The sequence below is a fragment of the Kaistella solincola genome (genome assembly GCF_000812875.1).
Taxonomy (GTDB): Bacteria; Bacteroidota; Bacteroidia; order Flavobacteriales; family Weeksellaceae; genus Kaistella; species Kaistella solincola.
In genome coordinates this window covers 234,862-252,714 of record NZ_JSYK01000002.1, presented here as the reverse complement: position 1 = coordinate 252,714, position 17,853 = coordinate 234,862, and the positions used below count along the sequence as shown (strand labels likewise).

Sequence of the window (17,853 nt, the reverse complement as noted above, 5' to 3'; positions counted from 1 at the left end):
AAAAATTATTTTATTAGTAAAGGAAATTTTTTTTATTTGTCTATTTTTGTAGATTAAAGCAAAAGTTAGATTCTATGCAGATTTCAGATAAATATTCGCCGCGGGAAACCGAGCAAAAATGGTATAATTACTGGCTGGAAAATAATTATTTTCATTCGGAACCCAACGAAAAGCCGCCGTATACCATCGTAATTCCACCGCCCAATGTTACCGGAATTCTGCACATGGGACATATGCTGAATAATACCATCCAGGATATTTTGGTGCGCCGCGCACGTATGCAGGGCTTCAACGCCTGTTGGGTTCCCGGCACAGATCATGCGTCAATTGCGACTGAAGCAAAAGTGGTGGCGAAACTGAAAGAAGAAGGCATCAATAAAGCCGATATTTCAAGGGAAGAATTTTTGAAACACGCCTGGGAATGGACCGATAAATACGGCGGAACCATTTTGGAGCAGCTGAAAAAACTTGGCTGTTCGTGTGATTGGGAGCGCACGCGATTTACCATGGAACCAAAACTTTCCGAGCAAGTGGTGAAATCTTTCGTGGATCTGTACCGAAAAGGTTTAATTTATCGCGGCTACAGAATCGTAAACTGGGACCCGGAAGCGAAAACCAATATTTCTGATGAAGAGGTGATCTTTAAAGAACAAAACGGAAAATTATATTATTTAAAATATAAAATCGAAGGAACTGAAGATTTTCTTACCGTTGCGACTACGCGCCCGGAAACCATTTTCGGCGACACTGCAGTTTGCATCAATCCAAATGATGAAAAATATGCCCATTTAAGGGGGAAAAAAGTAATTGTTCCTATCGTAAAGCGCATCATCCCTATTATTGAGGATGACTATGTGGATATGGAATTCGGGACTGGCGCGCTGAAAATAACTCCGGCACACGACACCAATGATTACGAAATAGGAAAACGTCACGGTCTTCCGATGATTGATTCACTGGATGACGATGCGAATTTGAATGAGCACGGTCAGCATTATGCCGGTAAAAACCGTTTTGTTGTCCGCAAGGAAATCGTAAAGGAACTGGAGGAAAAGCATCTTTTGCTGAAAGCGGAAGATTATGTAAATAAAGTTGGAACTTCGGAAAGAACCGGCGCCATCATAGAACCGAAAGTTTCGGTCCAGTGGTTTCTGAAAATGTCGGAGCTCGCTCAGCCTGCATTGGATGTGGTGATGAATGATGAGGTAAAATTTCACCCCGAAAAATTCAAAAATACCTACAAACACTGGATGGAAAACATCCGCGACTGGAATATTTCGCGCCAGCTTTGGTGGGGACAGCAAATTCCTGCTTATTATTTTGGGAGTGGAGATGAAGATTTCGTAGTTGCTGAAAACATCGAAGAAGCTTTAATTTTAGCCCGTGAAAAGGCAAAAAATACAAATCTTCAAATTTCTGATTTAAAACAGGATGAAGATGCTTTGGATACCTGGTTTTCTTCGTGGTTGTGGCCAATTACGGTTTTTGATGGATTATTAGATCCCGAAAATAAAGACATTAGTTATTATTATCCGACTTCCGATTTGGTTACCGGCCCGGATATCATCTTTTTCTGGGTTGCGCGTATGATTATGGCCGGAATTGAATACCGCCAGGAAGTTCCGTTTAAAAACGTGTATTTCACTGGAATTGTCCGCGATAAACAAAGACGGAAGATGTCGAAATCACTCGGAAACTCGCCGGACCCGATTGAACTGATCGAAAAATATGGCGCCGATGGCGTTCGTGTTGGTATTTTATTGAGTTCAGCCGCAGGAAACGATTTGCTATTTGACGAAGACTTGATGTTACAAGGCCGAAATTTTGCAACCAAAATTTGGAACTCAAATAAGCTGATTCAAGGATGGAAAAAAAATGATGATTTAGCGGCAAATAAATCTGACGAGCAAGCAATCGCGTGGTTTGGAAACCAAATGGATAAAACCATTGTGGAAATTGCGGACCAGTTTGAAAAATTTCGGATTTCAGATGCTTTGCACTTGTTATATAAATTAATTTGGGACGATTTCTGTTCCTGGTATTTAGAAGCGGTGAAGCCAAATTTTGGTGAACCGATTTCTACCGTAGTTTACGACCAAACCATTAAATATTTCGAAGAATTATTGAAGCTGTTGCATCCTTTCATGCCGTTTTTGTCGGAAGAATTGTGGCAAAATATTGCTGAAAGAAGTCCGGCGGAAGCTTTAGTTATTGCTCAGCAAAAAAAAGCTGAAGATTTTGATGGCGTTTTGACCAAAAATTTCGAAATTACTAAAGAGATCATTTCGGGCGTTAGAAATTACCGGCAAACGAAAGGTATTTCGCCGCGCGAAAGTGTTGATGTTTTCACCAATGCAACGTCGTTCGAAAATGAAGAACTTATCCAGAAATTAGCGAATATTGAAGCCATTAATTTTAATGAAAAAACCGAGAAACCTACTTTTTCATTTTTAGTCGGCGCGACGGAAGTTTCAATTCCACTCAGTGAAAAACTGGATTTAGCGGAAGAAAAAATTAAAACTGAAGAAGAAATTAAATATCTGAACGGGTTTTTAATTTCGGTGGAAAAAAAGCTAGGAAATGAGAAGTTTATGGCGGGAGCACCACAGCAGGTTGTGGACATTGAGCTGAAAAAAAAGAAAGATGCTCAGGATAAACTATTTTTGCTGGAAGAAAAATTAAAATCTTTATCATGAAGCACATCGAAAGTATCCAGAAGCTATTCACAAAAAACTTCATTGAAAATCCTTTAATTGAAACTTTTGAGGCTGGAAATCTTCTGATCACCAGCGGACATTTAACAGCTTCTGATCCAATGATTACCGCGGAAATGCCGGCTTTTGCGACCATTTTTGCGCACGGAAGTTTCCCGGTTTTGGTGCACAAAGAAACAGAAAGCAACTGCATCGCCTATGTGGAAGTGGTTTTCGGTAACACGCCGATTACCAGCTGGAAACTTGCTGTCGCAGAAGGACAGAACATCGATGAGCTGCAAGATGGCGAAATCTATGGCTTTCAGGTGGAAAGCGGGATGGGTTGTTTGATGGATATTGAATCCCAAAAAGACCTCAACAGTTTGGAGCAACATTTGTTTCACCGAAAAGGTGAAGATTTTATGGGTATTTACGAGGAATTTTTTCACGAACACTTTTTTCAGCAGGACGGCGCCATTAATCAGTATGCATTTCTAAAACCTCACGAGGAAAAAGAAGGAAATCTTTTTGCATTCGAAACCGGCTATGGTGAAGGTTTTTACGCAAGCTATATCGGTTTTGACCAAAATAACAATCCCGTAAAACTGGTGTGTGAATTTATAGAGATTATTTAATAGCTTTAGGCAACCATATTTTTTCTAATTAAAAGTATACTTTTTACCATAATGAACATCACTTCCGAACAACCAAAAATTATTGTAATTGGCAGTTCTTCAATAGATTTAGTTTTAAATACCGAACATCCGCCGCAACCGAATGAAACGGTGATGGCAGAGAAATCTGAAAGCTTCTTTGGTGGTAAAGGCGCCAATCAGGCGGTTGCCACGGCGCGTCTGGGCGCAAGCGTTTATTTTATCGGTGCTGTTGGTATGGATCCGTTCGGGCAGCAGATTATGCGTAATTTGGTTGATGAAGGTGTAAATGTGGGATATGTTGTAGAAACCGAAGAAGCTTCCACCGGTACCGCTTATGTAATTGCAGCAAAAGGCGTAAATTCAATCGTTGTGGTGCCTGGCGCTAATTATTGTTTACAACCACAGAATGTCTCTGAAGCTGAAAAACTGTTCAGCACTGCAGATTTGGTTTTGCTTCAGCTTGAAATTCCCATGGAAACCGTAGAATTCGCAGCAAAATTAGCCGCTTCAAACGGCAAAAAAATCGGACTTTATGCGTCACCGGCAAAAAAGCTGTCTGAAGAAGTTATCGATTCCGCAACTTTTATCGTCGCCAAAAGCAACGAACTTTCCATTATTTTCGGCGATCAGCCGCGCGAAGAAATTTTACGGAAATATCCTAATAAATTATTCGTTCGCGACGATACCAATTCCACCACTTATTTCAACGGAACGGAAATGAAATATTACCGCAACGACCACGATTCTGTGCTTCACAAAATGGGAATGGGCGACGCTTTTGCGGGCGGATTTGCCGTTGCACTTTGTCACCGGAATTCGATTGATGATTGCGTGCGTTTTGGCAATGATGTTTCATTGAAAGTGACAAAAAACCGCGGTTCGCAGCGTGGTTTACCTTATATGAAAGACATTGTTTCAGAGTAATTTGCTATTTCAAACATATCGGTTTATTAAATTTAAAGCTTAAAAATTTATATTTTTAAATATTAATTCCACTTTTTTTAGTGGAATTTTTTTATGATGAAAGAGCTAACTTTAAAAACCTCCGATAATTTTCCGCTTTTTGTTAAAGTTTTTGAACCAAAAATTTCAAACGGAAAAGTTTTGCTCATCAATTCCGCAACCGGTGTGAAACAGCAAGTGTATTTTTCTTTCGCTAGATATTTTGCTGAAAATGGTTTCACTGTCATCACTTACGATTACCGCGGCATCGGTGAATCTAAACCGAAAAAATTAGCCGGTTTTGAGGCAAATATGCGCATCTGGGGCACCGTAGATTTTAAAACGCTTACCCATTATATCCGGCAGGAATATCCGGAGGAATTGAAATATTGTCTGGGACATTCCGTAGGCGCGTTAATTGTCGGAATGAACCAAGATTCTGCGATTTTCAGCAAATTTATATTTGTTGCGACTCAGGATGCACAACTTTCAAATTTAAGTTTTAAGGTCGCTCTTACCGGATTTCTGGGTTTCGGAATTGCACTTCCGATTCTATCTGAAATATTTGGTTATTTTCCGGCGCACCGGTTTGGTTTAGGCGAATCTTTACCGAAAGGCGTGGCCTACGACTGGAAAACTTTAATTATAAATAAGAAATCCACCAAAAGGCTTTATGAAAAAATTGGCGCAAATAACGCCGAAAATTTCGATCAGGAAACCTTGATTATTTATGCCGAAGACGATCCGTGGGTAACAATGAAAGGCATGGAAAACCTGATGAAAAATGTGTATCCAAACCTCCGAAAAACCTACCGAAAAGTTTGGGTGAAGGAATCTCCAAAACTTGAAATCGGACACGTGAACTTTTTTCGAACTTATAACCGACCGCTCTGGAAGATTATTTTAGAAAAAATATAGCAAAAAAGCCGGAAAAAATTTCCGGCTTTTTATTTTAATTAAATTGGTTTTCGAGATTTTTAAGCTCCGAAATAATTCCGTCCATTTTTGCGTCCTGTTTTTTCACCTCTTTTTTTCCGAGATAAAAATAAGCAAAAAGCAGCCACGAATACGTTATGGCAAAAGCCAGAAGCATTTTCCACAGATCCACCGTTTTCAGCAATTCAAACATATAAACGCCGAGCGCGAGGCTGAGCAAAATATAGTAAACCGGCATGTTCCAGTGTCGGAGTTTTTTCTGGAACTCCCGGAACTCCAGCCATTGCTGAAGGTGAGAAGCCGGTGTTTGGGTTTCATCAATATCGCTGATTTTTTTTGCGGTGAAAAACATCAGTCCAGCCTGGAGAAAGCAAACCAGAGAAATAATAACCATTGCCGAAACAATTGGTGTTGTTAAGATTTTAGCATCAAAAGTGGTCATTAAAATCAGGATGAAAATTCCTGTTGCGACGAGCAGAATTGCGCCTTTGGTGTAATTGTTTTTCAGTTTCATACGGTTGTTTTTAATTTTAGAAATTTGGTCGTTTTTAGCCGGAATTTTTGTCTCCGAGGTTTTCCAGAGGTTTTCTAGATCTTTAAATTCTTCCATGGCTGCTATAGATTTGCTGAAGTTCTTTTTTAATTCTGTGGATTTTTACACGCAAATTGTTCTCGGTAATTCCGGTGATTTCTGCGATTTCGTCGTAAGGCTTTTCTTCTAAAACCAACGTTATAATAATTCTTTCGTTCTCTTTCAGTTTGCTGATGGATTCGTACAAACGGTTGATTTCTTTGGAATTGTCCTGCGTTTCTTCGTAAACCAGTTTCGATAATATTTTTTCCGAGTCATCTGCCTTGTTTTTTTCTTTTTTCAGTCCGACCAGACACGTATTTATCGCGATTCGGTAAATCCAGGTTCCGATTTTACTTTCGTTCCGAAACTTCGGCAAACTGTGCCAGACCGCGATCCAGGTTTCCTGGTGAAGATCATCCGCAAAAAGCCGGTCACCCGAATAACTCAAACAAAGTTTATAAATACGCGGCGAAAATTCCCGGTAAAGCTGGTCAAATTCGTAGGTCATTAGTGCGGATTTTCAGGTGGTAAATTTTTATTTTCATTTTTAAAATTTTGGCTGTTTCAACGGCAAATTTTTGTGTTTTCTATCTATTGGATAAATAAGTTTTGAAATTATTACAAAAAACTTTTAAGTTTTAAAATTACGCGAACGGGGAAGTTCTGGCAAACAGTTTTAAAATCCTTAAATTTACCTCAAAGTAAAACCCATGAAAATCTATACAAAAACCGGCGACAAAGGCCAAACTGCGCTCTACGGGGGCACGCGGGTTTCCAAAGCGTCCGCTCGGGTGGAAGCTTACGGAACCATCGATGAGCTTAACTCTTTTATCGGTGTGGCGAAAAGCGAAATTACTGATGAACAGGTGCTTTCTCAGCTCAAAAAAATTCAGTTTGATCTTTTTACCGTCGGTTCAGAATCTGCAACTCCAACGGATAAATTAACGATGGCAAACGGAAAATCGCGTTTAGCACTCGAAATTTCCGAAAAGGAAATTGAAGAATTGGAACTTTGGATGGATGAAATCGAAAGAGGCTTACAACCGCTTCAATATTTTATTTTACCCGGCGGCGGAAAATCTGCAACATCACTTCACGTTTGTCGTACAGTTTGCCGCCGCGCAGAACGCAGTTTGGTATTTTTGAACGAAACCGAAGAAATTCGTCCCGAATTGCTGAAATATTTAAACAGATTATCGGATTATCTTTTTGTGCTGGCTCGCCACGCCTCAAAACTTGCGAATGAACCGGAAGAATACTGGAATCCCAATGACCGATAAAGCGCTACTTTTTATCAATGGTGTGCCGCCGGAAATTTTACCTGCTTTAGAGGCATATTTTTTAATTGCGTGTACCGACGGTGCTTTTCATTATTTAAAAAATAAAAATTTTCCGCTTGAAAAGCTTGGTTTTATTTCAGGCGATTTCGATTCGCACTCCGGAAATGATGAAAGTATTTACCAAGAAAAATTTATTTATACACCGGATCAGGATAAAACCGATTTTGAAAAAGCGCTTGAAATCTTGCTGCAGCGCGGCGCAACAGCAGTGGATGTCTACGGCGGTTCCGGCGGAGAAATGGATCATTTTCTCGGGAATTTAACCGTGGCTTTTAAAGCAAAAGATGCGCTTAAAATTACTTTTTTTGATGAATTTGGCACCTATTTTTTCTCACCGAAAAATTTACTTATAGAAAATGTGAAGCATTGCAAAATTTCGCTGTATCCGTTTCCGTTTACCGAAAATGTGACTTCTATCGGCCTAAACTGGACATTAAACAAAGAAAACTTAAACCTCACCAGTAGAATCGGCACAAGAAATTTTGCCGTTGAAGATCAGGTGAAAATCACTTTTGAAAATGGTGATTTGTTGGTTTTTCACTCGCACCGGCCGGCAGCTGAACTTTAACGGAATTTTAAAATAAAAACCCAACTTTTTTTCTCAACTTTGCAGTCTTTAATAATAGTACAACTTCAGATTTAGCATGAAAATTAAATATTCAGAACTTATAGACCAGACCCTCTATTTTCCCACCGAAGAATTCAGTGTTACCGAAAATAGTCTCAGTTTTCACGATATTCCGCTGATGGAGGTTGTTGAAAAGTTTGGCACACCTTTGAAATTTAATTATCTGCCGAAAATTTCTACCAATATTCAGCGTGCAAAAGCCTGGTTTAAGGAAGCTTTTGAAATCAACGATTACAAAAAAGATTATCGTTACTGCTATTGCACCAAATCGAGTCACTTCGCCTTTGTCTTGGAAGAAGCGTTGAAAAACGATATTTCAATTGAAACTTCCTCCGCGTACGACATGGATATTGTGAAATCATTGTACGAAAAGGGAAAGTTTGACAAAAATGTCGAAGTGATTTGCAACGGTTTTAAAACTGATGACTATTTAGCAAAAATTTCGGGGCTTATCAATAGCGGATTTCACAACATAACGCCGATTTTAGATAATTACCGCGAGCTCGACAAACTCACCGAAAGCATAGATACCACGTTCAATATCGGGATCCGAATCGCTTCTGAAGAAGAACCGAAATTCGAATTTTATACCTCAAGACTTGGCATTGGTTACAAAGATATCATCCCGTATTATAGCCAGAAAATCGCGGAACACCCGAACGCGCGACTCAAAATGCTGCATTTTTTCATCAATACAGGCATCAAAGACACCGCGTATTACTGGAACGAGCTTTACAAATGTCTGCGCGTTTACGCCCGTTTGAAAAAAATTGCTCCGGAAGTTGATTCGCTGAATATCGGCGGCGGTTTTCCCATAAAAACCTCTTTGAATTTCGATTATGATTACCAATACATGGTGAACGAAATTGTGTCCCAAATTAAAAAATTCTGCGAAGAAGAAGGCGTTGAAGAACCGAATATCTATACCGAATTTGGTAGTTTTACCGTTGGCGAAAGCGGCGGTCACCTTTACAAAATTATTTCCCAGAAGCGTCAGAATGACCGCGAAAAATGGAATATGATCGATTCTTCGTTCATGACCACACTTCCCGATACCTGGGCGATTTCGCGCAAATTTATCATGTTGCCGCTCAACCGTTGGGAAGATACCTACGAGCGCGTGTTCCTCGGTGGTTTAACCTGCGATTCAGATGATTATTACAACTCCGAGCAGCACACCAACGCTATTTATCTGCCGGTTTTCAGCGACACAAAACCTCTGTACATCGGCTTTTTCAACACCGGCGCGTACCAAGAAACCATCGGCGGTTACGGCGGCGTTCACCACTGTTTGATGCCTCAGCCCAAACATATTTTGATCGACAAAGATGGCGATGGAAATTTCACCTACAGCGTTTTTCGCGATGAGCAGAGACCCGACGATGTTTTGAAATTATTGGGCTATTAAGTACGGAATTTTTAGAAAGAAGCAGCGGTAAGTTGCTTCTTTTTTTTAGGAGCTATTTCCCGCTGTTCACTGTATCTTTTTCTGCCGATTTTATCGGCAGAAAAAGGATGTTGTTCCCATCGGGGCTAGGGCTGGTAGTTAGTTTAAAAATGGTAAATCAGAAAAAAACCTATAAAGAGCAGCTGATTTTTTTTTGGTTTAAGTTTTCAAAAAAAACCTAAAAATAGAGGCTAATTTTTTCTGTCGTAATCTCGGAGAAATCAGAAATCAGCAGATTGGCTTTTTCGTAATGCTGATGAAGAGAATGTTCGCTTTTGTAGGCGACGCAGAAAATTTCGGCATTATGAGCGGCTAAAATTCCGTTCGTAGAATCTTCGATGACCATACAGTTTTCTTTCGGTTCCTGCGCGATTTCCGCGGCGAGCAGAAAAATTTCGGGATTCGGTTTAGATTCCTTTAAATCATCACCGCTTATTTTTCCGATAAAATATTTTGCCAACCCAAATTTTTCAAAAACCATATCAATTGTCACCATACTTGCAGACGAGGCCAAGACCAGCTTAATTCCGTTTTCAAAATAGTTTTTAATCAGATTTTCCACGCCGGGAAGCAAAGCAAAATCCTCATCGTGGTAAAAAAAGTATTTGAAATATTTTCGTTTAATCGCCGAAAGTTCATTAATGCTGGCATTCAGACCATATTTTTTGATGAGTATGGAGCAGACTTTTTTCGTCGCGGCGCCCGTAAAAGTGGTGTAAAGATCTTCCGGCACCACAATCCCGAAGTCATTGAACATTTTAAAATACGCTTTTCGGTGAAGTGGTTCTGTATCGACGATGACGCCGTCCATATCGAATAATACTGCTTTTAATGGCATTTATGAGTTTTTACAAAAATAGGAAATAAGGGCTGAATAGCACCGAATATTTCTGAGAGCAATTTATTTGCCCTTAAAACGGCTAATTTTTCACTTTTACCATTTTTAAAAATCTTTGAAGTCTTTTGAAATTTTTATCTTTGGACTCTTAAAATTATCAACCTAAATTCAAAATACCATGCAAACATACGCCGGAATTCCCGAAGAAAATGCACAATTGGAAACTTCAAAAGTGGTGCTTGTTACCGTTCCTTACGACGGAACTTCAACTTGGGGGAAAGGCGCCGACAAAGGCCCGGAGCTTTTTCTGGACGCGTCTGAAAATATGGAATTGTATGACATCGAAACCGGAACAGAACCGTATTTGGAAGGTGTTTTTATGGCGGGTGAAATTTCCGAAAAATCATCTCCGGAAGCCATGACCGAAGCGGTTTACACTAAAACCAAAGAATTATTAAACCACCACGACAAACTTTTCACGCTTTTCGGCGGTGAACATTCGGTTTCCATTGGTTCGATCCGTGCCGTGGGTGAGAAATTTGAAAATCTTACGGTTTTACAGTTTGATGCTCATACAGATTTGCGCCCCGATTTTCACGGTTCCACTTCCAATCATGCCTGCGCAGTTTTCGAGGCAAGCCAGAAACATAATCTCGTTCAGGTCGGAATACGTTCGTGTGACATCGAAGAAATGCAATATGTGAACAAAGAGCAGTGCTTTTTCGCGCATGAAATTGCCAACAACGAAAATTGGGTGAATGACGTGCTGGAGAAAGTTTCTGGAAACGTTTACATCACCATTGATCTGGATGCTTTTGATCCGTCAATCGCGCCGTCTACCGGAACGCCGGAACCGGGCGGATTGCAATGGTATCCAACTTTAGAATTGCTCCGCAAGGTTTTTGAAAAATGCAACGTTGTTGCTTTCGACATTGTGGAACTCATGGATTCGCCGATGCCAAAACCTACGGCTTTTCTTGCCGCGAAGCTGTATTATAAAATGCTGGCGTATTACCACATCAGCAAACCGTAAACTTTCGGTATAAAAATATCCCCTTAAAAGGGGATTTTTTTTTGTTTTAGCGTGGCATTAAAATATCGTCTACATCATTCATTCGGTTCATGACCGAGCGTGCGTAGGAGCAATGCGGATAGATTTTCCAGTTGTTTTCGCGCGCGAATCTTATTCCTTCTTGCACGAGATATTTTCCCATTCCGCGGCCTTCAAATTTCGGGTGAACCAGGACGTACGAAATGATCATTTTATTTTCTTCGGGAGCAATCGTATAAGTCAATCTGCCAATTTCTTCATCGTTTGAGAGTGTAATTATGCCGCCGTTCCCTGAGCGGTTGTTCGTATAATTCATAATTTGTGATTTTTCTGTTGAATAAATTTACTGAAATTTATTCAAAGCATTTTTCATGCCTTCAAAACCTTAAGGTTTTATGAAATTAAAATTTTTAACTTTGGATTAAATATTTTTAATGAAAATCACACTGAACCGCCTCAACGACGATTATTTGTTTGAATGCACCAACGCTTTGGGCAACAAAATTCTTTTGGATAATATTTCTGAATCGCCTGGAACGACAGGCGTTTCGCCCATGGAAACTATTTTGATGGCTGTCGCGGGCTGCAGCGGAATTGATATGGTTTCGATATTAAAGAAACAAAGACAGGAACTCACCGGCTTTTCCGCGGAAGTTGAAGGCGAAAGAATTCAGAAAGACGAAGCAAAACCTTTTAAAAATATTTTGGTGAAATTTTTTCTGCAAGGAAATATTGATCACGCAAAAGCCGAGCGCGCTGCCTCGCTTTCTTTTGAGAAATACTGTTCGGTTTCCAAAACCATGGAGCCAAATGTCACGGTGACTTACGAAGTTTTCGTTAACGGCGAAAAAGTGTGAAATTTTTAGACCAAATAAAAGAAAAAGTCCAAAAGTTAAAAGCAGAAATCCAGTTGCTGATTTTTGCGTATTCCGACAGGCGAACGCCTTTGCTGGCGAAACTGGTGATTGGCCTCACGGTTGGTTATCTGCTAAGTCCAATAGATTTAGTCCCGGATTTTATTCCAGTTCTCGGGCTTTTGGACGACCTCATCATCGTGCCGCTTTTAATTATGTGGTCAATAAATTTAATACCAAAAAACATTCTGGAAGAAGCCGGAAAAACGTTGCGGAAAACCCGAAAAAGCTTCAAAAAACCAACTGGATTTTCGGCGTTATAATCGTGTTTTTTTGGTTATTTCTGCTGTACTTTGCTTATCAGAAATTTGGCGTACCGTATGTTAAAAACTAAGAAAATCCGTGCTTTTAGCACGGAATTTTTACATTTCTAAAATTTACTTAAATTTAAGCAGGCCGCGAACCCATTCTTGGCTGGATAAGTTTGGCGATGGTTGCCGTCCAGCCGGTTTGGTGTGAGGCGCCAATTCCTTCGCCGGTATCACCATTGAAATATTCATGGAACATCACGTAATCTTTGAAAAATTCGTTTTGATTCAAAAATTCGTTTCCGCCGTTAAACGGTCGGTTTCCGTTTTCATCTTTACTGAAAATGGAGTAGAGGCGCTTGCTCAAATCATTCGCCACAAAATCCAGATTGCGCATTTCCAAACTGCCCGTCGGATATTCGATTTGAAGGCTGTCGCCATAATAATAATGGAAGCGTTGCAGACTTTCAACAATCAGGAAATTAATCGGGAACCAAATCGGGCCGCGCCAGTTGCTGTTGCCGCCAAACATGCTGCTGTCACTTTCTGCGGGCGTATATTTCACTACAAAATCCTGCCCGTCAATATTAAAAACAAAAGGATCGATTTCGTAATATTTCGACATGGAGCGAATTCCGTAATCCGATAAAAATTCTTTTTCATCAACCATGCGGCTCAAAACTCGTTTCAGGCGAGTTTTTCTCAAAATGCTCATGAGGTGTTTTCCGCCTTGGCCTTCAACTTCCCAATGCGAAACCAAGTCTGCAAGATCTGGCTTATTTTTCAGAATCCATTCCATCCGTTCGCGGAAATTCGGCAGTTTTTCCAGCGTTTCATGTTCGATGATTTCCACGGCGAAAAGCGGAATTAAACCCACAATACTGCGGAGTTTCAGGGATTTTGAATCACCGTCGTTCAATTGAAGCAGATCGTAGAAAAACCCGTCATTCTCGTTCCAAAGACCGTTTTTCTTGTCACCCAGATTTTCCATCGCTTCCGCGATATAGAGATAATGCTCGAAAAACTTAATCGCCATATCCTCATAAATCGGATTGTAAAGTGCCAATTCCATTGAAATCCGCATCATATTTAAGGCAAACATCGCCATCCAGCTCGTGCCGTCGGCCTGTTCGAGGTGATCACCATTTTTAAACTGCATATTTCGGTCAAAAGCTCCAATATTATCCAAACCTAAAAAGCCGCCGCCAAAAACATTATTTCCGTTTTTATCTTTCCGGTTTACCCACCAGGTGAAATTCAGCAAAAGCTTTTGGAAAACGCTTTCCAGAAAAGGTATATCGGGCTTTCCGTGCATTTTTTCATCAATCTTGAAAACGCGGAAAGTTGACCAGGCATGCACGGGCGGATTTACATCGCTGAAATCCCATTCATATGCCGGCAATTGCCCATTCGGATGGATGTACCATTCTTTGGTTAATAATTTCAGCTGGCATTTTGCAAAATCTGAATCTAAAATTGCAAAAGGAACGCAGTGAAAAGCCAAATCCCAGGTTGCAAACCACGGATATTCCCACTTATCAGGCATGGAAATGATGTCTTTGTTCTGCATATGTTCCCATTCCGTATTGCGTACAAAATGATTGAAATTTCGCGGCGCTTCCAGCTGCGGATCACCTTTCAGCCATTTCGAAACGTTATAATGGTAGAATTGCTTATTCCACAAAAGTCCGGCAAACGCCTGTCTTTGGATGTTTTTTTCTTCTTCGTCCTCAATCTGACACTGAATTTCGCCGTAGAATTCATCAGCTTCATTTTTCCGTAAATCGAAAACCTGGTCGAAATCGAAAAAAGCGTCTTCCATATCATGCGGACTCATGCGGAAATCGAAAACTTGGGTTTCGCCGCCTTCAATTTCTGCTTCTAAAAAAAAGCTTGCTTTAGTGCCTTTTTTTTCTGGATTAATGGCATTTTGGTCACCATAGACCACGAAATTATTGATGCCGTCTTTATAAAATTTAGCGTTCGTCGGCGAATATGGAATAACTTCCGGATTGGTTTCATTATTACAGAAAAAAGCCTGACAGTTTTTATTTCGGGAATACAGTTTTTTTGGTGCAATTGAGCCGTGTTCGATATCAATGACGTCTGGTCGGGTTGATTTCAATTCCGGTTCATAAGTGCCGTATCCCCATTTCCAGTTGTTGCGAAACCATAATGTCGGTAAAATGGCGAGTGGCGCTTTTTTCCCGCTTCTGTTGCTAACGGAAATCCTGATAAGAATATCATCGTGGTGAATTTTCGCGTATTCAATAAAAATATCAAAATATTCATTATCGTTGAAAATGCCGGTATCAATAATTTCGTATTCCGGTTCACGCTTGCTGCGGCGGCGGTTTTCATCAATCAAATCCGTGTAAGGAAATTCATTAATGGGATATTTATACACCATTTTCATGTAAGAATGCGTCGGTGTATTGTCCAAATAATAATACAGTTCCTTTACATCTTCACCGTGGTTTCCCTGATGATTGCTCAAGCCGAAAAAGCGTTCCTTGAGCATTTTATCCTTGTAATTCCAGAACGAAAGCGCAAAACAAAGGTATTGTTTGGTGTCGCAAATTCCTGCAATTCCATCTTCACTCCAGCGGTAAGCGCGGCTTATAGCGTCGTTGTAAGTGGTGTATCCCCACGCATTACCGGTAGCGCTGTAATCTTCGCGCACCGTTCCCCACTGCCTGTTGCTCACATATGGTCCCCAGGTTTTCCATTGGTCCTCCAGCATTCTCTCTCGTTCGGTTGTCATCTCCTAAAAAAAATTTCTGCCGCGAAATTAGGAAATAAAAAATTATGAAAAATTGCTTGTTGTGTTTTTATTGCTTTTCTTTGCAGCAGATTAAGTTCATTCACATACTGAAAATGTTATTAAGAAAGGTGGAGAGATTAGACTCTATGATACCTTGGCAACCCTTCGGCAACGGAGAAGGTGCTACATTCTACCTCGATATATCGGGAGAAGATAACAGAAACTTTTTTACCACTTTTCCGGTAGCATTTTCAATTTATTTATTTTAAAAAATTGAAAACTCCGCTACAAACTATTAAATTATACCATTCAATTTTTATATCAGGCGATTTTTCTGATAGCAGTTTTGCGTTTTTCATTTTGAAAAAAATTGCCCTTGTAACGGCATATTTTTCAGTTTTAGCATTTCGATTATTTAAAATAGCTGAATGTTTCATTTTTAAATAAAAACATTTTTAAATCCATTTTAATGAAAAACAGAGCTGAAATAAAAATTTTGAAAAATAAAGCCATCATCAAATTTGAAGGAAAGGATTTCCTGGGCGAAATTGGTGTTGATGGAAGGATTTTTAAAGCATTGACTTACGCCAGAATCAGCGTTGGCGTCATTTCTCAACAAGCCGCTGAAAACGGAATTTCCGTTTTGGTCAACGATTCCGATTCCGAAAAAGCTGTAAACTGCCTAATCGACGAGTTTGAAAACGAAAGAAAAAGCGGCAAAGTGCGGCAGATTTATAGCATCAATAATGTTTCGGTTTTAAGTTTTGTCGTTAAAGATTTCAATAAAATTATGACCGAACTCGCACGGAACAACGTTTTCCCGTTGATTTTAAACCAAAATTCCGCAGAAAATAAAGTCAGTTTGGTGGTGACTTCCTCGCAAGGTGAAAAAGCAAAGAACATTCTTGAAGCGGAAATTTTCTCCAGACCGAAAACCGTTCATCTCGCCATTTTCGGTCACGGAAAAGTCGGTGCTACGCTGATCAACCAGGTTTTGGAACGAAGTAAAGACATCAGAAACCGGAAAAAACTCGATTTGAAAATTTTTGCCATCGCAGATTCGAAAAAAGTTGCTTTTAATACCGAAGGATTTTCTGAAAGCTGGCAGCAGGAAATTTCTCAGGCGGAGGAAAAGCCAGACGTTGAAAAGCTTATTACTTTTGCGCAGCTTCATCACCTCGAGAATTTAATCGCAGTGGATGTAACCGCAAGTTCCGCGCTGGCTAAGAATTATGTATTTCTGGCGGAAAACGGTTTTGATCTGGTGTCTTCAAACAAAATTTTCAACACTTCACCCATTTCCGATTACCGCGATTTGCGTAATGTTTTGCGGAAAAAGAATAAAAAATATCTCTACGAAACCAATGTCGGAGCCGGTTTACCGCTCATTGATACCATTAAATTGCTGCATCTTTCGGGTGAAAATATTACGCGCATTAAAGGTGTTTTTTCCGGGTCGCTGAGCTATATTTTTAATAATTTCTCCGTTCGCGACGACAGGTTTTCTGACATTTTAAAAGAAGCGATTTCCAAAGGTTTTACCGAGCCTGATCCGCGAGAAGACTTGTCCGGAAATGATGTTGCGCAGAAACTTCTAATTTTGGCACGCGAACTGGATTTGGCAAATGAATTTTCGGATATTAACATTGAGAATTTAGTTCCGAAAAATCTCCGAAAATCAAACGCTTTGGAATTTTCCAAAAATTTGCCCGAATTGGACGGAATTTTTGAAAACCTTAAAAACAATCAGGAAGAGGGGCATGTGCTGCGCTACGTCGGTGAACTGCACGGAGATTTACAGCAGGAAAAAGGCAAATTGGATGTTCAGCTTGTTTCAGTTCCGGCAAATTCCGCGCTTGGTCAGCTGAAAGGTTCAGATTCAATTTTTGAAATTTACACCGAAAATTATGGTGAAAATCCGCTCGTAATTATGGGCGCAGGCGCGGGCGCAAAAGTTACCGCACGCGGTGTTTTTGGTGATATTTTACGACTCAGCGAAAATAAATAGTTTAAACTTTTAAAAAAAACCTAGTCAATTTGATTGTATTTCCGCATCAGGTTTTCGTAGAAATTCTGGGGAAGAAACCATTTCAGCGGAACGCCAATTTTTTGCCCGAATTTGCCGAAATAAAAATGTGCTTTCCAGGATTTTTTAGCGAGCAATTTTTCAATGTATTCAGCAACTTCTAGTGGTTCTGTGCCATCATCAACGTGAGAATTCATTAAACCATAAACTTTCCCGAAAGTTTTTTGGTAAGGTTCGGAAACATTGGTTTTTACCCGATTTTCGGCGATTCTGGTTTTAATATCGCCCAAATGCAGCGCACAAACCTGAATATTCCACGGCGAAACTTCGTAGCGGATGGCTTCAGTCACTTTATCCAGCGCGGATTTTGAAGCAGAATAAAAGCCACGGAAAGGTAAACCCATTTCGCTGCCGATGCTGGAAATGTTGATGATCTTGCCACTTTTCTGCTCACGCATTTTCGGCAAAACCGCGCTCATCATCTGTACCGAACCTACGAGATTTAAATTGAATAATTTTAAAATATCTTCTTTCGTAGAATCTTCAACCGGGCCGACCATTCCCATTCCGGAGTTGTTGATAAGAACATCGACGCGTGTTTCGGTTTTCAAAATCTCGGCAATGGCATTTTCAACCTGTGCCGGATTGGTAATATCGGTGGGAATCGTTTTAAAAAACTCGGATTCCACATTTTTTCTGCTGAGCCCGAAAACTTTGTGCCCTTTCCTGCCAAGATATTCGGCGAGTGTGAAACCAATTCCGGTCGAAGTGCCGGTGATTATTATTGTCATTTTTA

18 protein-coding genes and 1 riboswitch are annotated in these 17,853 nt (G+C 40.1%); of the genes, 11 read left to right on the top strand and 7 right to left on the bottom strand.

Annotated features, from left to right (window positions below; genetic code table 11):
* Positions 1-74 precede the first annotated feature (74 nt).
* From OA84_RS02150 to OA84_RS02135, 4 genes are all read left to right on the top strand, one after another.
* On the top strand, positions 75-2,696 hold the full coding sequence (locus tag OA84_RS02150) for a valine--tRNA ligase (RefSeq protein WP_039341675.1): 2,622 nt from the start codon (positions 75-77) through the stop codon (positions 2,694-2,696).
* Positions 2,693-3,328: a DUF4241 domain-containing protein gene (locus tag OA84_RS02145; RefSeq protein ID WP_039341674.1), complete on the top strand. Its 636-nt coding sequence runs from the start codon at positions 2,693-2,695 to the stop codon at positions 3,326-3,328. The genes OA84_RS02150 and OA84_RS02145 overlap by 4 nt, the downstream gene beginning before the upstream one ends.
* Positions 3,329-3,379: 51 nt before the next feature.
* Positions 3,380-4,273, top strand: a complete 894-nt coding sequence (locus OA84_RS02140) for a ribokinase (protein WP_039341672.1) — start codon at positions 3,380-3,382, stop codon at positions 4,271-4,273.
* Positions 4,274-4,369: 96 nt separating this feature from the next.
* Positions 4,370-5,209 (top strand): alpha/beta hydrolase family protein, encoded by an 840-nt coding sequence (locus OA84_RS02135; RefSeq protein ID WP_039342645.1) that lies wholly within the window; start codon positions 4,370-4,372, stop codon positions 5,207-5,209.
* A gap of 34 nt (positions 5,210-5,243) precedes the next feature.
* Here the strand turns inward: OA84_RS02135 and OA84_RS02130 are convergent, their stop codons facing one another.
* Together OA84_RS02130 and OA84_RS02125 are read right to left on the bottom strand one after the other, a co-directional pair.
* On the bottom strand, positions 5,244-5,837 hold the full coding sequence (locus OA84_RS02130; RefSeq protein ID WP_039341670.1) for a hypothetical protein: 594 nt from the start codon (positions 5,835-5,837) through the stop codon (positions 5,244-5,246).
* Positions 5,824-6,309, bottom strand: coding sequence for an RNA polymerase sigma factor (locus OA84_RS02125; RefSeq protein WP_039341668.1), 486 nt, complete (start codon positions 6,307-6,309; stop codon positions 5,824-5,826). Before OA84_RS02125 ends, OA84_RS02130 begins: the two co-directional genes overlap by 14 nt.
* 202 nt (positions 6,310-6,511) lie before the next feature.
* Between OA84_RS02125 and OA84_RS02120 the strand changes: the two genes are divergently transcribed.
* From OA84_RS02120 to OA84_RS02110, 3 genes are all read left to right on the top strand, one after another.
* On the top strand, positions 6,512-7,081 hold the full coding sequence (locus OA84_RS02120; protein WP_039341666.1) for a cob(I)yrinic acid a,c-diamide adenosyltransferase: 570 nt from the start codon (positions 6,512-6,514) through the stop codon (positions 7,079-7,081).
* Entirely contained in the window at positions 7,044-7,709 is a 666-nt protein-coding gene (locus OA84_RS02115; protein ID WP_233701811.1) for a thiamine diphosphokinase, read from the top strand. The genes OA84_RS02120 and OA84_RS02115 overlap by 38 nt, the downstream gene beginning before the upstream one ends.
* A gap of 76 nt (positions 7,710-7,785) precedes the next feature.
* Complete coding sequence (locus OA84_RS02110; protein WP_039341664.1) at positions 7,786-9,177, top strand: type III PLP-dependent enzyme domain-containing protein; 1,392 nt, start codon at positions 7,786-7,788, stop codon at positions 9,175-9,177.
* Between the two features lie 217 nt (positions 9,178-9,394).
* On the opposite strand, the gene OA84_RS02100 is transcribed toward OA84_RS02110, so the two are convergent.
* The gene (locus tag OA84_RS02100; protein ID WP_039341658.1) at positions 9,395-10,054 is read right to left on the bottom strand and encodes an HAD family hydrolase; all 660 of its coding nucleotides are present in this window, start codon (positions 10,052-10,054) and stop codon (positions 9,395-9,397) included.
* A gap of 178 nt (positions 10,055-10,232) precedes the next feature.
* Between OA84_RS02100 and speB the strand changes: the two genes are divergently transcribed.
* Positions 10,233-11,087, top strand: a complete 855-nt coding sequence (gene speB, locus OA84_RS02095) for an agmatinase (RefSeq protein ID WP_039341656.1) — start codon at positions 10,233-10,235, stop codon at positions 11,085-11,087.
* Between the two features lie 46 nt (positions 11,088-11,133).
* Here the strand turns inward: speB and OA84_RS02090 are convergent, their stop codons facing one another.
* Positions 11,134-11,421 carry a GNAT family N-acetyltransferase gene (locus OA84_RS02090; protein WP_039341653.1) on the bottom strand — a complete coding sequence of 96 codons (288 nt, stop codon included), beginning with the start codon at positions 11,419-11,421 and terminating at the stop codon, positions 11,134-11,136.
* 118 nt (positions 11,422-11,539) lie between these two features.
* Here OA84_RS02090 and OA84_RS02085 point away from each other — a divergent pair, with 118 nt between their 5' ends.
* Together OA84_RS02085 and OA84_RS02080 are read left to right on the top strand one after the other, a co-directional pair.
* Complete coding sequence (locus OA84_RS02085; RefSeq protein ID WP_039341651.1) at positions 11,540-11,962, top strand: OsmC family protein; 423 nt, start codon at positions 11,540-11,542, stop codon at positions 11,960-11,962.
* Positions 11,959-12,282: a YkvA family protein gene (locus OA84_RS02080; RefSeq protein ID WP_156965019.1), complete on the top strand. Its 324-nt coding sequence runs from the start codon at positions 11,959-11,961 to the stop codon at positions 12,280-12,282. Before OA84_RS02085 ends, OA84_RS02080 begins: the two co-directional genes overlap by 4 nt.
* A gap of 124 nt (positions 12,283-12,406) precedes the next feature.
* On the opposite strand, the gene OA84_RS02075 is transcribed toward OA84_RS02080, so the two are convergent.
* Complete coding sequence (locus tag OA84_RS02075; protein WP_039341648.1) at positions 12,407-15,031, bottom strand: MGH1-like glycoside hydrolase domain-containing protein; 2,625 nt, start codon at positions 15,029-15,031, stop codon at positions 12,407-12,409.
* 113 nt (positions 15,032-15,144) lie between these two features.
* A riboswitch (SAM riboswitch) is annotated at positions 15,145-15,251 on the top strand.
* Between the two features lie 40 nt (positions 15,252-15,291).
* Positions 15,292-15,468 carry a hypothetical protein gene (locus tag OA84_RS11375; RefSeq protein WP_156965018.1) on the bottom strand — a complete coding sequence of 59 codons (177 nt, stop codon included), beginning with the start codon at positions 15,466-15,468 and terminating at the stop codon, positions 15,292-15,294.
* A gap of 32 nt (positions 15,469-15,500) precedes the next feature.
* Between OA84_RS11375 and OA84_RS02070 the strand changes: the two genes are divergently transcribed.
* Complete coding sequence (locus OA84_RS02070; RefSeq protein ID WP_039341645.1) at positions 15,501-17,039, top strand: ACT domain-containing protein; 1,539 nt, start codon at positions 15,501-15,503, stop codon at positions 17,037-17,039.
* A gap of 20 nt (positions 17,040-17,059) precedes the next feature.
* On the opposite strand, the gene OA84_RS02065 is transcribed toward OA84_RS02070, so the two are convergent.
* Positions 17,060-17,848: an SDR family oxidoreductase gene (locus OA84_RS02065; protein ID WP_039341642.1), complete on the bottom strand. Its 789-nt coding sequence runs from the start codon at positions 17,846-17,848 to the stop codon at positions 17,060-17,062.
* Positions 17,849-17,853: the final 5 nt, after the last annotated feature.